The 13,987-nt window shown below is 46.7% G+C and carries 10 protein-coding genes and 1 riboswitch; of the genes, 9 read left to right on the top strand and 1 reads right to left on the bottom strand.

Going from position 1 to position 13,987, the window contains the following annotated elements; translation table 11 throughout:
- Window positions 1–9: 9 nt before the first annotated feature.
- The 4 genes from BUA14_RS07230 (at window position 10) to BUA14_RS07245 (ending at window position 5,931) form a co-directional block, all read left to right on the top strand.
- Window positions 10–315, top strand: coding sequence for a hypothetical protein (locus BUA14_RS07230; RefSeq protein WP_072771980.1), 306 nt, complete (start codon window positions 10–12; stop codon window positions 313–315).
- Window positions 316–349: 34 nt separating this feature from the next.
- Window positions 350–2,626, top strand: a complete 2,277-nt coding sequence (locus BUA14_RS07235) for a nitrate reductase (protein ID WP_072771981.1) — start codon at window positions 350–352, stop codon at window positions 2,624–2,626.
- 16 nt (window positions 2,627–2,642) lie between these two features.
- Window positions 2,643–4,055, top strand: coding sequence for a 4Fe-4S binding protein (locus BUA14_RS07240; protein WP_072771982.1), 1,413 nt, complete (start codon window positions 2,643–2,645; stop codon window positions 4,053–4,055).
- A gap of 214 nt (window positions 4,056–4,269) precedes the next feature.
- Entirely contained in the window at window positions 4,270–5,931 is a 1,662-nt protein-coding gene (locus BUA14_RS07245; protein WP_072771983.1) for a methyl-accepting chemotaxis protein, read from the top strand.
- A 119-nt stretch (window positions 5,932–6,050) separates the two neighbouring features.
- On the opposite strand, the gene cls is transcribed toward BUA14_RS07245, so the two are convergent.
- Entirely contained in the window at window positions 6,051–7,580 is a 1,530-nt protein-coding gene (cls, locus tag BUA14_RS07250; RefSeq protein WP_072771984.1) for a cardiolipin synthase, read from the bottom strand.
- A gap of 175 nt (window positions 7,581–7,755) precedes the next feature.
- Between cls and BUA14_RS07255 the strand changes: the two genes are divergently transcribed.
- The 5 genes from BUA14_RS07255 (at window position 7,756) to BUA14_RS07275 (ending at window position 13,947) form a co-directional block, all read left to right on the top strand.
- Window positions 7,756–8,208 carry a MarR family winged helix-turn-helix transcriptional regulator gene (locus BUA14_RS07255; RefSeq protein WP_018213811.1) on the top strand — a complete coding sequence of 151 codons (453 nt, stop codon included), beginning with the start codon at window positions 7,756–7,758 and terminating at the stop codon, window positions 8,206–8,208.
- A 67-nt stretch (window positions 8,209–8,275) separates the two neighbouring features.
- Window positions 8,276–10,102, top strand: a complete 1,827-nt coding sequence (gene ftsH / locus BUA14_RS07260; RefSeq protein ID WP_072771985.1) for an ATP-dependent zinc metalloprotease FtsH — start codon at window positions 8,276–8,278, stop codon at window positions 10,100–10,102.
- 92 nt (window positions 10,103–10,194) lie between these two features.
- Window positions 10,195–11,079, top strand: coding sequence for a glycosyltransferase family 8 protein (locus tag BUA14_RS07265; RefSeq protein WP_072771986.1), 885 nt, complete (start codon window positions 10,195–10,197; stop codon window positions 11,077–11,079).
- A gap of 28 nt (window positions 11,080–11,107) precedes the next feature.
- Window positions 11,108–12,271, top strand: a complete 1,164-nt coding sequence (gene cbiD / locus BUA14_RS07270) for a cobalt-precorrin-5B (C(1))-methyltransferase CbiD (RefSeq protein WP_072772161.1) — start codon at window positions 11,108–11,110, stop codon at window positions 12,269–12,271.
- Between the two features lie 35 nt (window positions 12,272–12,306).
- Window positions 12,307–12,484: riboswitch (cobalamin riboswitch) on the top strand.
- Window positions 12,485–12,723: 239 nt separating this feature from the next.
- Window positions 12,724–13,947, top strand: coding sequence for a bifunctional cobalt-precorrin-7 (C(5))-methyltransferase/cobalt-precorrin-6B (C(15))-methyltransferase (locus BUA14_RS07275; RefSeq protein ID WP_072771987.1), 1,224 nt, complete (start codon window positions 12,724–12,726; stop codon window positions 13,945–13,947).
- Window positions 13,948–13,987: the final 40 nt, after the last annotated feature.

The following is a 13,987-nucleotide window of genomic DNA, read 5'->3' on the forward strand; positions in this document are numbered from 1 at the left end:
GAGAGGATTATGGTTCGTTCTAAAAAAACAGCAAAAGTCCTGTTGTTAACGCTGCTGGTGTTAATGCTCGGTGCCCTTATGTTAACCGGCTGTCAAAGTCAGCCGGTGGACCAGTCTGCCAATCCGCCTGCTTCAGTTGGGGAGAAAGAGCCTGGGACGGCAGTAGGCAGTGCAACTGTAGAAGGCTTTCCGCCGCCGACTTCCCATGCTATTGAAGGAAGAGAAAATTGCGGCAGCTGCCATAACGAGGGTGAGGGCGGCGCTCCCAAGACGCCTCATCCGGAGCTGACCGTCTGCCGGCAATGCCATGTTTAAACAGGTACGTTGATTTTTTGAAGGAGGTTAGACCATGGAATTCAGTAGAAGAAATTTTCTCAAAACCTGTGCAATTTCGGCGGCAATGATGACAGTGGGGTGTACCAGTCAAACCAAGACGATTCAAGTTAACCCACCTGAACCGGCCCCCGGCACCCCTAAGCAGATAGATGTGGATCATTGGGTTAAATCCGTATGCAGATATTGTGGAACCGGCTGCGGCGTGCTGATCGGTGTGAAGGACGGCAAGGTAACCGCGGTAAAAGGGGATCCGGATAATGAAGGCAATAAAGGGCTGCTTTGTGCCAAAGGCTATTATTTACCCCAGGTCATTACCCACAGCGAACGCGTTACTAAGCCTTTGATTCGCAAAAATGGCAAACTGGAGCCCAGCACCTGGGAGGAAGCCATGGAGCTGGTTACTGCAAAGTTCAAAGAATCCATTGCCAGCAATGGACCGGATTCAGTAGCCTTCTATGGTTCCGGGCAGCAATTGGCGGAAGAAGGTTATGTGGCCAATAAACTTTTCAAAGGAGCCATCGGCACCAATAATATTGACGGGAATCCGCGGCTTTGCATGGCCAGCGCGGTAGGTGGTTTTACCACTACTTTTGGAGCCGATGAACCCATGGGATGCCTCGAGGATTTTGAACATGCTAATGTGTTCTTTATCATCGGCTCTAATATTGCGGAAGCACATCCGGTTCTGTTTGGCAGACTGACTGATAAAAAGAAAAAAGATCCTGATACTAAGATTATTATTGCCGACCCGAGACGTCATCGTTCTCATGAAATTGCCGATATTTCACTGCAGTTTGTACCGGGGACCGATATGGCCCTTCTCCACGCCATGGCTTATGTGATCATCGAAGAAGGAATGACGGACGAGGAGTTCATTGCTAAGCATACGAGCTTTTCCAATGGCAAAGAAGCTATAAATTTTGAAGCTTATAAGGAGTTTCTTAAGGAATTTACACCGGAAAAGGTTGAAAAAGTAACAGGCCTTTCAGCCGCTCAAATCCAAGAGGTTGCACGCTTATTTGGCGCAAAAGGCAAGAACACCATGTCCATGTGGACGATGGGTATCAATCAGCGTGTAGCCGGTGTCTGGGCCAACAATCTTATCCATAACCTGCATCTGCTTACCGGGAAAATCTGCAAACCTGGCTCAACTCCTTTCTCCCTGACCGGTCAGCCCAGTGCCTGCGGCAGTGTTCGGGAAACGGGAGCATTATCACATTTACTTCCCGGGCATCGTGTCATCGCCAACGAGAAGCACAGAAAAGAAATAGCCGAGTTATGGGGCGTACCGGCTGATCGCATTAGTCCTCAAGTCGGTCTCCATACCATGGAATTGTTTAAGGCCTGCGGGGATGGCAGAGTGAAGTGTCTCTATGTTATGTGTACTAATCCGGCCCACTCCTTGCCTAATGTCAATGCTTATCAGGAAGGGTTTGAAAAGGTCTTTATGGTTGTGGCGGAAGCTTTTCACCCGACAGCTACCACCAAGTATGCCGACGTTGTTCTTCCCGCAGCCTTCTGGTGTGAGAAAGAAGGTGTGTACGGCAATACAGACCGCCGTACCCAGCATTTAGCCAAAGCCATCAATCCCCCCGGTGAGGCTAAGCCTGATTTGGATATTCTTCTCGACCTTGCCCAGCGTCTGGGCTATGGCGAGCTTTTTCCCTTCAAAACACCTGAAGATGTCTGGAACGAATATCTTAAATGCACAACGGGAACTCATATGGAGCTTGCCACCTATCCGGCCCTTAGGGAGGCCCACGGTATTCAGTGGCCGGTTAAAGGACACCAGGGAAACAAAGGGGCTGTGCGCCGTTATGTGGCTCCCGAAGATCCCTATGTCAAAGAAGGCATTGATTTCTACTCCGCAAAGGACCACCGGGCGGTCATTTTTGCCAGACCGTATCTGGGCCCTGCAGAAGTGGTGGATGAGGAATATCCTTATTACTTGACGACCGGCCGGATTCTTGAGCACTGGCATACCCTGACCATGACAGGTAAATGCCCCACCTTGATGCGAGCGGTACCGAAACAGTATGTGGAATTAAACCCTCAGGACGCTACTGAATTGGGGATCAAAGAGGGGGATACGGTCCGGCTGGTTTCCCGCAGGGGCAAGGTTGAAATACCGGTCAGAGTAGGGAGGCCCGGCGAACCGCGGCCCGGTCTGTTCTTTGCACTTTGGTTTGAACCGGATCCCTTGGTGAATGTTGTAACCATTGATGCCGTGGATGCCGCTTCCAAAGAGCCTGAATTCAAGATTTGTGCTGTTAAAATAGAAAAAGTCTAAGAGAGATGGCGGAGTAATGCTTAAATTCTCCTGGAATCGGTGCCGGCGCCTTGTTCAAACAGGCATGATCTTAATTTTTCTATTCCCCCTGATCGGAATGTACCAGGTGATCGGGACTTTGAGTTCCAGCCGGATTCTCGGCTTGACCTTAACAGATCCTTTGGCTTTTGGGGAAGTCCTCTTGGCATCAAAGACCATCACCATGGCCTTCCTGATCAGTGCACTATGGATTGTCGGGCTCTATCTCTTCTTAGGGAAAGCCTTCTGCAGCTGGATTTGCCCGATAGGATTCCTGATTGAAGGAGTTGATGCTCTAAAGAAAAAATGGCCATGGCTGACCCGGATACAGATTCATAAAAATGCCATCGATGAACAAATTCAATATTACTGGGCTGTGCCATTCTTTTTAGTCCTTAGTTTGGTTGTTGGGATTCCTGTATTTCAGACTTTATCTCCTATAGGCATCATTTATAGAACCTTTCTGTTCGGGTTAGGACTGGAAGTTTTGCTTATCCTGATCATCATTGTCTTGGAACTGGCAGGATACAGGCGTGGCTGGTGCAGGATGCTTTGCCCCATTGGAGCATTTTATGCACTAAGCTCCCGCTGGAGTCCCATCAAAGTTCACTGCGATACGGATAAGTGTGTACAATGTTTAAAATGTGTAAAGGCTTGCGATTATACCGCCGGAAGCTTAAAAAACATGATTGAAGAAGGAAAGGTATACACGGCTTCAAGTTTGTGTACTCGCTGCGGTCGCTGTATTGATGTCTGCCCTGCCAAGGCTTTGCAGTTTACGCTGAAACCGGAAAAATCTCCGGAACCAGAAAGTATGGCTATGGCCAAGAACCTGAAAGCAGATACCCCGGCGGCGGGGAGGATATCGCGAAGAACTGCCTTGCAGGGTGTGGGCCTGGTTGCCTTGGCAGGCTTAAGCTATAAGCCTGCCAAGGCTCTCGCAGCCGCTGCTCCTAAGGTTTTTCGTCCCCCGGGTGCAGTTGGAGATGAAGAGTTTTTGGCCAAATGTGTTCGCTGCGGCAAATGCATAGAGATCTGTCCTGATAAGACCTTATTGAGTGCGCATCTGGATCAAGGTTTAAATCTGGGGACACCCTACTTTATTCCCCGCCAAATCCCCTGCTCACTGTGCATGGAGTGTCCTGATGTATGTCCCAGTGGCGCCCTTGTGCCGTTAGACATGCGTGAAGTAAAAATCGGCATTGCCGAAATTGATCAAGACCGCTGTTATGCTTATCAGGATGATGTGTGCCGCTCCTGTTACAACAGCTGTCCATTGATTGATGAAGCGATTATAATGGAAGGATTTCAATATCCGGTGGTTGATCCGGAGATCTGTACAGGGTGTGGAATCTGTGAGTATGTCTGTGTGATGGAATATCCAGCTATTCAGATTAAACGGATATCTTAGGTTTTATTTGCCACCTTCTATATAAAAGATCCTTGGGCACGCAACGAATTAGGCGAGAGTTCCCCTTACCATGAATTCCTCCTGCTTTTAGGGTAGGAGGTTTTCATGCTATTTAAAAACCAGGTTAGGATTTGATTGATAAAAGGCAAGGATTACATGCTATCTCAGTAATTAAAGAAATGGCTCAAAAGATACCATAGGGGGCTACGGAAAAATGAAGATAAGTTTGCGTCTTAAGTTAGGAGTAATTTTTAGTTTGTTTCTATTGCTGAATATAGCAGCATTTGGGGTAATGCAATTGTTTCTCGCGGAACAAAAACCGGATGCGGTAAATATAAATCTTGCCGGTAAACAGCGTATGCTTTCTCAAAAAATGGCTAAAGAGTCCATGCTGATTATTTATAGCGAGGACACGGAGGAAATCAGGAATACCCTCATGGATACGGCAGCGCTGTTTGACCGTACTCTGCGTGGATTCCTTTCCGGAGATCAAGAGCTGGGCCTTGATCCGACTGTGAAGGAAGAAATTATTATCGAATTGAATAAGGGGAAAGACCTTTGGAAACCTTTTTACCAGCAGATTGAAGTTGTTGCAGGAAACGCAGGTAGACAGGAGAAGCTGGAGGCGTTTAGTTACATAAGGGAAAACAATCTTAATCTTCTTCAGCAAATGAATAAGGTGACTCTTCAATACGAGCAGGATAGTAAGTTAAAGCAACAGAAGTTGGTGTATACACAGTTGGTGCTGGTTTTCCTCAACCTTGTCCTGGTAGCTATGGCATGGTTGTTGACAGATAAGCGTATCGTTGCGCCCATTGCTTTTTTGGCCCGCCAAAATCGCTCCCTTGCCGATGGGGATTTAACAGTTGAAGTTTCCGGTATAGGAGAGGGGGATGAGGTTGGGATTCTTTACAGTTCTTGTTCGGTGATGATTGAACGACTAAGAACTTTGGTTGGAGCGGTTCAGCATGACTCCCACCGAATCGCTCAATCCTCCCACCAATTAAATCAAAGTGCAGATACTACTTGTACAGGTACGGAGAGGGTGGTGCTTACCAGTCAAGAAGTTACCGCGAATATTGAAAGTGAAATTTCTCAAATCGATGCTATTCAGAATATCATTGCTGATTTAACGATTCAGGTAGGAGGTGCCTTTCAGGATGCCCAAGGCCTTAATCAGGCAGCATGGGAAGCCCGTGATAAAGCTGTTGGAGGATATGAGATTCTTCAAGATGTGTTAACTAAAATGGCGTTTGTCGGGGCAAGGATGAATGAAGCGGCACTAAAGATTCGGGAACTGGGTGAGGATTCTGAACAGATTACGGAAATAGTATCGACGATATCAAGTATTGCGGAACAAACTAACTTGTTAGCTTTAAACGCGGCAATTGAAGCTGCCAGAGCAGGTGATAAAGGGCGGGGATTTGCTGTCGTTGCCGATGAAGTGCGAAAATTAGCAGAAAGCGCTTCTAATGCAACGGTTGAGATAAAAACGATCATTGTTAAGAATCAAAAAAACACCCAAGAAGTTATTGCTGCCATCGAAGCAGGAAATAATCAGTTCGTGATTGCTCACAAGACAATTAATACAGCAGGTGAATCGTTTACAAAATTACTGACAACGAGTGAAGAAGTAGATGCACGGGCTAATAAAGTGACGCAGACTATACAAAAAGTTATCGAGGGGAATGAACTGGTTGTTTCTAATGTTCAGGATATTCAACAGGTGGTATGGGGCTTGGGTGAAGCAATAAAACAGGTGGCCGCAGCATCGGAGGAAACCTTGGCTTCGATGAGTCATATTCGTTTATCGGCCCAAGGTCTGAGTGAATTAGCTGACGACCTTGCTGAAAAAGCTGGAGAGTTTAATACCTAATAAGTATAGACAAGCTGATTAGTTAAATTAAGAAACGGGAGCATTTCAGCGATTCTAGGTGAATAAGCTGGTTTGCTCCCGTTTTTTAATGTTTTTTTTAGAGATGAAAAGGTTAAGCTCTACATGAGAGGAGCAAAGATGCGGAGAATCGTACGCCCTAATCTACGGTACCATTTGACAGCATGACAATCTTCCAAGGTAATTTGTTGGCATTGGGTTAACGTTGTTAAATAATCTTCTTTTACGGCCAGGACGCTTTGAGTATTATAGAGGTAAACGCCGCATTCGAAGTGCAGGTAAAGGCTTCGGTAGTCCATGTTGATAGTTCCTACTACGGCATGGACATCATCCACGAGAATGGATTTAGCGTGGATAAAGCCCGGAGAATACTCGTAGATCTTTACGCCGCTTTCGACAAGAAACTTATAATTGGAACGGGTCATGGAATGGACAAACCAACGATCACCTCGATAAGGAGTCACGATACGAACATCGACACTTCGCTTAGCAGCGGAGCAGAGGGCTGAAAGCATTACATTATTAAGGATAAGATAGGGTGTGTTGATATAGATATAGCGTTCAGCTTGAACGATGAGAGTGAGGTAGACGTTTTCGCCCATCGGTTCTTCATCCAAGGGGCTATCCCCAAAAGGCTGGACGAACCCATCGCTGGGGTAGGATTCCGCCTCGTGCACGAGTAATTTATAGCGGGTGTAATCTTCATTCGTCTCTGTCTCATAATTCCATAATGATAAGAACATCACTGTGAAATTCCAGACAGCTTCTCCTTGGATGAGTATAGCGCTATCCTTCCAATGACCAAACCGATCATAGGCATTAATATATTCATCCGCCAGATTGATTCCGCCTGTAAAGGCTGTTTTTCCATCGATCACGGCGATCTTGCGATGGTCCCGATTATTCATGTGAATAGAGAGAACAGGAATCAGGCGGTTAAAGACACTGCACTTAATGCCTTTCTCCTCCAGCTTCTTTTCATAGCCATAGGGTAGCTTGAAGAGGCTGCCCACATCATCATAAAGAACCCGGACATCTACACCTTGTTGGACTTTCTCTACTAAAATCTCGAGGATAGAATCCCACATGACCCCTTCATCAATAATGAAATATTCCAGAAAGATGAATTTTTCGGCCTTTCTTAATTCTTCCAGCAAACGCTCATACATCAGCTCCCCGAGGGGTAAATATTCGGTAATGGTATTTTGATAAACAGGGCAATAGGAATATTTATCGATATAACGTGAAAGATTAGCTGCACGGTGGTTTTGTGCCTCAAGTTCCTGAAGAATGGCCTGATTCGGGATAAGGGACTGATTCATTTTTTCATTAACAGCTTTCATCTCGCGCTTTTTACGTTTGCTTAATTTATTGCGGCCAAATAAAAGATAGAACAGTCCGCCAAAGATAGGAAAAATAAGGATTGGGATAACCCAGGCAATCTTGTAAGCGGGGTCAGATTTGCTGTTCAATATATAAAGCAGAGCAACGATGCTGAGCGATGTGCAAACAGTATAAAAATAAATAAAATAACTGCTGAATCTCCAGATGATCATAACCAGAGCAAAGATTTGCAGGAGGAGAAGCAAGGCGATAAAGATCACGCGGTAAAGCATCGGCAGATTTTTCATGATTCTCCCTCCTCCTCATTATTATTATCTTTTAGTATATGTAATCCTCAGACTTTTTGTCCAATAATAAAAAACAAAGTTTTATCGTGTATTAAAATGTATTGACTAAACAAAGTATACACTATACTATATATAGTGTAAAGATAATATTGGAGAGCGTGGTGGAGGCCAAAGCATGAGAAGCATGGTGTTTGAGAATGAAATCTGGGATTTCTTGAGGACGATAACCGAAGGTATGGCCAATGCATTTCGCCCGATTGTTGAAGAATACGGTTTAACCTTAATGCAGACTCGGATCTTGGTGGAAGTTAAAGATGGGGCACCCCATACTATAGGAAGTCTGGGAAGTATTATTGGCCTTTCCAGCGGGAATGCTTCCTCTATGTGCAAGAAATTGGAGGCGGCAGGATTTCTTAGGCGTATTCGTACACCTGAGGATGAACGGTTCGTGAAACTTGCTTTGACCCGGCACGGTGAAGACACAATTTATCGCATAGAAGAGGATCTTGAACGACGATACGGTGTTTTTTTGGAATATAAAGGTGAACAGGAATATCAACGATTTATTGAGTGCATGGAAAATGTCAAAGCCTTTATGCAAGAGATGTATGAATTTCAACCGAAATAGATTTCCAACCTAAATAGAATAAGGCTCACGGAAGCGGTTAGTTATACAAAATAATGGAGTGAAAAAAATGAATGAAAAACCAACGCCGAAGAAACCGCTTATCTATTATTCCCTGATTGCCTTGTTGACTCTTCTGCTTCTGAATGCTTTTGTGTTTCCCCACTTGCTGAAAAGACAGGTTACCCAAGTGGATTATGGCTCTTTCCTGTCCTATCTTGAGAGTGGAACGATTTCGGAAGTCGAAGTCCAGGATAATCAGATTGCTTTTATGACTAAGGATTCAACAGGTAAAGAAACGGTTTTTGTTACGGGCGCCATGGCAGACCCTGAATTGGTTAATCGTCTTAAGGCTGCCGGGGTGGATAAATATTCTCAGGTTATGCCCAAGGAGAACTCACCCCTCATGAACGTTCTCTTAACCTGGATTCTCCCCATGATTCTATTATTTGGACTTTGGATGTTGCTGGGAAATCTGCTGCAGAGAAAGATGGGCGGCGGCATGAACGCCATGACCTTTGGTAAGAGCAATGCGAAAATCTACGTTCAAGCCCAGACGGGTAAGACCTTTGCCGATGTGGCCGGTCAGGATGAGGCGAAAGAAGCTCTGACTGAGATCGTGGATTTTCTTCACGACCCCAGCCGTTATACTGCCATTGGAGCCGATCTGCCGAAAGGGGCTCTCCTGGTGGGGCCTCCGGGAACGGGGAAGACCTTGCTGGCCAAGGCCGTTGCCGGAGAGGCTAAAGTTCCCTTTTTCTCCATATCCGGAAGTGAATTTGTGGAGATGTTTGTGGGCATGGGCGCGGCCAAAGTCAGAGATTTATTTAAACAAGCCAATGAAAAAGCCCCCTGCATCGTTTTTATCGACGAGATTGATACCATCGGCAAAAAACGGGATGGCGGCGCCTTCGGCGGAGGCAATGATGAGCGGGAACAAACCTTGAACCAACTTCTGTCCGAGATGGATGGTTTTGATGGCAAGAAGGGTGTGGTGATACTCGCGGCTACCAATCGGCCGGAGTCCTTAGACAAGGCTTTGCTGCGCCCGGGGCGTTTTGATCGCCGGATCCCTGTAGAGCTGCCGGATTTGGCAGGCCGGGAAGCCATCCTGAGAGTTCATGGGCAAAAGGTAAAAATGGACTCCCCTATTGACTTTAAAACCATCGCTCGAGCCACTGCCGGAGCATCCGGGGCGGAATTAGCCAATATTATTAATGAAGGGGCTTTACGGGCTGTTCGCTGCGGAAGAAGCCGGGTGAATCAAAGTGATTTGGAAGAGTCTGTGGAAGTTGTTATTGCCGGTTATCAGCGGAAGGGGGCAGTGATTTCTCATCGTGAGAAAGAGATTATTGCTTTCCACGAGATTGGCCATGCTTTAGTGGCAGCCAAACAAACAGACTCTGCTCCTGTGCATAAGATTACCATTATTCCAAGGACTTCCGGGGCCTTAGGTTATACCATGCAAGTGGAAGAAGATGAACGCGTTCTCATGAGCAAGGAAGAGGCCTTCAATAAAATCACCACCTTTACGGGAGGGCGGGCCGCTGAAGAATTGATCTTTGGAACCTATACTTCGGGAGCCTCCAATGATATTGAACAAGCCACCAAAATTGCCCGGGCCATGGTTACCCGTCTGGGGATGAGCAAGAACTTTGATATGATGGCCTTAGAGACAGTGAATAATCCTTACCTTGGTGGCGATACTTCTTTGATGTGTTCTCCGGAAACCGCAGCCAAGATTGATGAGGAGATTTTATCCATCATCAAAAGCGCCCACAAAAAAGCGTTCGAAATTTTAAAAGAAAATATTGAAAAGCTTCATGAATTAGCACGTTATTTGTTGGAAAAGGAAACCATCACCGGAGAAGAATTTATGGCGGTGCTCTCCAGGTAGAAAACAAGGACTGGTGATGTTTTGACATCCCAGTCCTTGTTTGGCGTTAAGCTGCTGCATCGCATCATCTTCTTACTCTAAGATGAATCAGCATGATCAATCAGGATAAGATCAATCAGCAAAGGGGTAAAACGATGAATATTTTAGTCACCCTGAATTCGGGCTATGTAAAACAGTTAATGGTTATGCTGACCTCTCTGCTTGACTCCAATCCAGGGGAGCAGTTTACAGTTTATGTAGCCCATTCCGCCATGTCCAAGGAGGACTTTGCACGTATCGATCAGGCCATTGATACCTCACGATGTAAGATTGAAGGAATTAAACTAGCCGATGAAGGTTTGAGCAAGGCGCCCATTACCAGCCGCTATCCCAAGGAAATGTATTATCGGATTTTTGCAGTGAATTATCTTCCCGATCACCTTGAACGGATTTTGTACCTGGATCCTGATCTTGTTGTCATAAATCCTTTAAAGGAACTCTACACGATAGACTTCCAGGGAAACTTCTTCGCAGCAGCCTCCCATGTTAAGGAACTATTGAAAAAGCTTAATCACGTCAGGCTTAATATGGTTGAAGACAGCACCTATGTCAATTCGGGGGTGATGATGATGAACTTGTCCCTGCTGCGTCAGGAACAGGATGTTCATGAAGTCTACGCATATATTGAAGAGTACAAGCACCGCTTATTCCTGCCTGACCAGGATGTTCTCAATGGGGTCTATAGTGATAAAACCCTGACTGTAGATGCGAAAATCTATAATCTCAGTGAACGATATTATGCCCTCTATAATCTGAACCCCAAGTATTGGGATGCTAAAATTGATCTGGATTGGGTCCGCCACAATACTGCGATTATTCACTATTGTGGCCGCAACAAACCCTGGAAAGAAAACTATATTGGGGAATTGGACGTTTTTTATAAAAACTATGAGCAAAAGGTTCGTATCAAAATGAAGGATTTTGAAATTATGAGGTGAAATGATAGCATTAGAGTTAAATACAATAATGGGTGGGGCGGCGGATATGAGGAAAAAGACGAAGGACAGGCATTCATGGAAAACGGGCTTTACTACGGGCAGTTGTGCAGCAGGGGCGGCAAAAGCTGCCTGCCTTTTGCTGAAAGGATTGCATCAGGGAACAGAGGTGGATATCCCGCTGCCTCAGGGCGAACGGCTTCAATTGTCCGTACATAGATGGGACATGGCAGAAGATGTTGCTTGGGTAAGCATTATCAAAAATGCGGGAGATGATCCCGATGTCACCCATGGTTTGGAAGTGGTAGCCAGGGTGCAGCTCCTTTCTGAAAGAGGAGAAATCCGCATTCGTGGCGGGCGGGGCATCGGAGTTGTCACCAAAAAGGGTCTGCAGATTCCTCCGGGGGAAAGCGCTATCAATCCTGTTCCCCGGTCCATGATTCAGGCCGCGGTACGGGAGATATTTCCCCAGGAAGAAGTCCTGGTGGTGATCGAAGTGCCTGAAGGGGAACGGCTTGCTCTAAAGACTTTGAATCCCCGACTGGGAATTATGGGAGGGGTATCGATTTTAGGTACAACGGGTATCGTGCGGCCGATGTCGGAAGAAGCCTTTAAGAATTCGATCCTGCCTGAATTGGATCAAGCCGTCGCTTATGGACATAAAGCCATTGTTCTGACTCCTGGCAATTATGGCTTTAGGGTAGCCAGGGAGCAGCTCATGGTTCCTGAGGAAGCCATTATTCAGATGAGTAATTTTGTGGGCTTTTTACTGGAAGAGGCTGCTTATCGCAAGATCGAAAAGGTGCTCCTCTTAGGTCATATTGGCAAACTCATTAAAGTGGCCGGGGGAATTTTCCATACTCATACTCATGTTGCCGATGCCCGGATGGAGATCCTGGTAGCTCATGCCGCCCTGGCTGGTATGGATCAGAATTCCTTGCAGGCCATCGCGGAGTTGCCGACAGTTGAAGGTGCTGCCGAAGAAATTCGCAGCAAGGGCTGGGGGAGTCTTTTGTTTAAACTGGCTGAAAGGGCAAGTCACCGGGCTCAAGACCATGTGCATGGGGAACTTCAGGTGGGAACTGCTTTTACTTTGCTTAACGGAGAGATCATCGCCTGGGACGCTCCGGCTAAGGAGATCGGCAAAGAATTTTGGCGTTGGCCCCCGATGGAGGAGGAATTTTGGCGAAAATAGAGAATAGTTTAGTAATTCGAATTAAGTTGTCTCAACAACCGAATAGTATTCAAGGTTCCTCTTTAGAGGAAGAAAAGGGAAGCCGGTGAAAATCCGGCGCGGTCCCGCCACTGTGAACCACGAGTGTCTCTTAAGGCCCACTGGGATAAGCCTGGGAAGGGAAGAGGCATAAAGACTGGAAGCCAGGAGACCTGCCTTGAACATTGCGTTACGGCCACGAGCGATGGGTGTAGTGACGATTTCGGAATTGCCGAAGGGAAGAATCAAAGAGCCGCTCAGGGCTCTTTTTTTGCACTATCAGAAAGTATAAGCTTGTGCTATATACTTTCTAAGCATAAGGGCAACCAGCGGCTTCACCTCACTTGGGGGTATGGGTTTAAGGCTCGGCGAAGCCGGGTTTTCTTTATTTAGTTTGCTTTTTAATTGAGCTTAATCGAGGGGAAAGTGATGGGATGATTCAAATAGTGGGGATAGGCCCTGGTACGAGTGCATGGGTTTCTCAGGCTGTTGAAGCAATGGTCGCTCAGAGCGATGTTTTGGTAGGAGGGAAACGAGCCTTGGAGCTGTTCCCGGATTTCCAAGGAGAGTCATACCGAGTCACTGGAAATCTGGCGGAAACTCAGCAAACCTTGCAGAAAGTATTGCAGCAGGGCAAAAAAGCCAGTGTTCTGGTTTCCGGTGATCCAGGTTTTTATAGTCTGCTTCCCTGGCTGAAAAGGGAGTTTCCACAAGAAGAAATTCAAGTGTTGCCCGGCCTCAGCTCCATTCAGCTGGCCTTTGCCCGGGCAGGGGTGCCCTGGCAGGATGCTGAACTGCTTAGTGTCCATGGCCGTCCGCTGAACTGTTTGCCTTTACAGCTCAGCCGGCCTGTGGGAGTGCTTACTGGAGGTGAAAACTCACCCCGGAAGGTCGCTGAGTATTATCACACCTATGGTTTTAATCCGCGAATCTCACTTGGCAACGCCTTAACCTATGCGGAAGAGCGTTGGCTGAATACAGATGCTCATCAGCTTATGAATTCAGAAGAAGATTTCGCCAATGCGGTGATGATCCTCTATCCTGAAGAAGCAGAGCATAAGCCGGAGCAATCTTTGCTCTCCCCGTCCAGGAGCTTTGGCATCAAGGATGAGGAGTTTATGCGCGGTGATGTCCCCATGACCAAGACGGAGATTCGCGTTCAAGTTCTGGCTAAGGCGGGAATTATCCCCGCGAGCCGGGTCCTGGATGTAGGAGCAGGGACGGGAAGTATAAGCATTGAAGCTGCTTTTCTGGCTCATCGCGGCTGTGTTTATGCGGTGGAAGAAAATCCGGAGGCTCAAGAGCTGATCCTGAAGAATCAGGAGAAATTTCAGGTAAGAAACCTGCGCTTGATTCGTGGCTCCGCACCGCTGGCATTACAGGAAATCCCGCCTGTGGATGTCTGTATTATTGGCGGAAGCCATGGACAGATTCGGGAGATTTTACACCAAGCCCCTCTGGTACCTGGGGGACGGGCAGTCGTGACTGCCGTAACTTTAGAGACATTAGCTCATGGTATGGAGGCCCTGAAAAGCTTGCAATACGAGGATGTTGAGGTGGTTTCGATCCAAGCTGTACGCTGGAAGGGCATTAAGGATATTCATCTTGCCCAGGCCCAAAATCCTGTATTTATACTCTCAGGAAGAAAAGGAAGCTGAGGTCTCCGCTCAAACACAGGAGCCAAGACCCCTGGCAGGG

Source organism: Desulfitobacterium chlororespirans DSM 11544 (assembly GCF_900143285.1).
In the GTDB taxonomy this organism is placed as follows: Bacteria; Bacillota; Desulfitobacteriia; order Desulfitobacteriales; family Desulfitobacteriaceae; genus Desulfitobacterium; species Desulfitobacterium chlororespirans.

What these genes read in the sequence shown, in the direction of transcription:
- BUA14_RS07265 (WP_072771986.1), top strand. Translation starts at nt 10,195, where the DNA reads ATGATCAATCAGGATAAGATCAATCAGCAAAGGGGTAAAACGATGAAT.
- cls (WP_072771984.1), bottom strand. Translation starts at nt 7,580, where the DNA reads ATGAAAAATCTGCCGATGCTTTACCGCGTGATCTTTATCGCCTTGCTT.
- BUA14_RS07240 (WP_072771982.1), top strand. Translation starts at nt 2,643, where the DNA reads ATGCTTAAATTCTCCTGGAATCGGTGCCGGCGCCTTGTTCAAACAGGC.
- cbiD (WP_072772161.1), top strand. Translation starts at nt 11,108, where the DNA reads ATGGGTGGGGCGGCGGATATGAGGAAAAAGACGAAGGACAGGCATTCA.
- ftsH (WP_072771985.1), top strand. Translation starts at nt 8,276, where the DNA reads ATGAATGAAAAACCAACGCCGAAGAAACCGCTTATCTATTATTCCCTG.
- BUA14_RS07235 (WP_072771981.1), top strand. Translation starts at nt 350, where the DNA reads ATGGAATTCAGTAGAAGAAATTTTCTCAAAACCTGTGCAATTTCGGCG.
- BUA14_RS07245 (WP_072771983.1), top strand. Translation starts at nt 4,270, where the DNA reads ATGAAGATAAGTTTGCGTCTTAAGTTAGGAGTAATTTTTAGTTTGTTT.
- BUA14_RS07255 (WP_018213811.1), top strand. Translation starts at nt 7,756, where the DNA reads ATGAGAAGCATGGTGTTTGAGAATGAAATCTGGGATTTCTTGAGGACG.
- BUA14_RS07230 (WP_072771980.1), top strand. Translation starts at nt 10, where the DNA reads ATGGTTCGTTCTAAAAAAACAGCAAAAGTCCTGTTGTTAACGCTGCTG.
- BUA14_RS07275 (WP_072771987.1), top strand. Translation starts at nt 12,724, where the DNA reads ATGATTCAAATAGTGGGGATAGGCCCTGGTACGAGTGCATGGGTTTCT.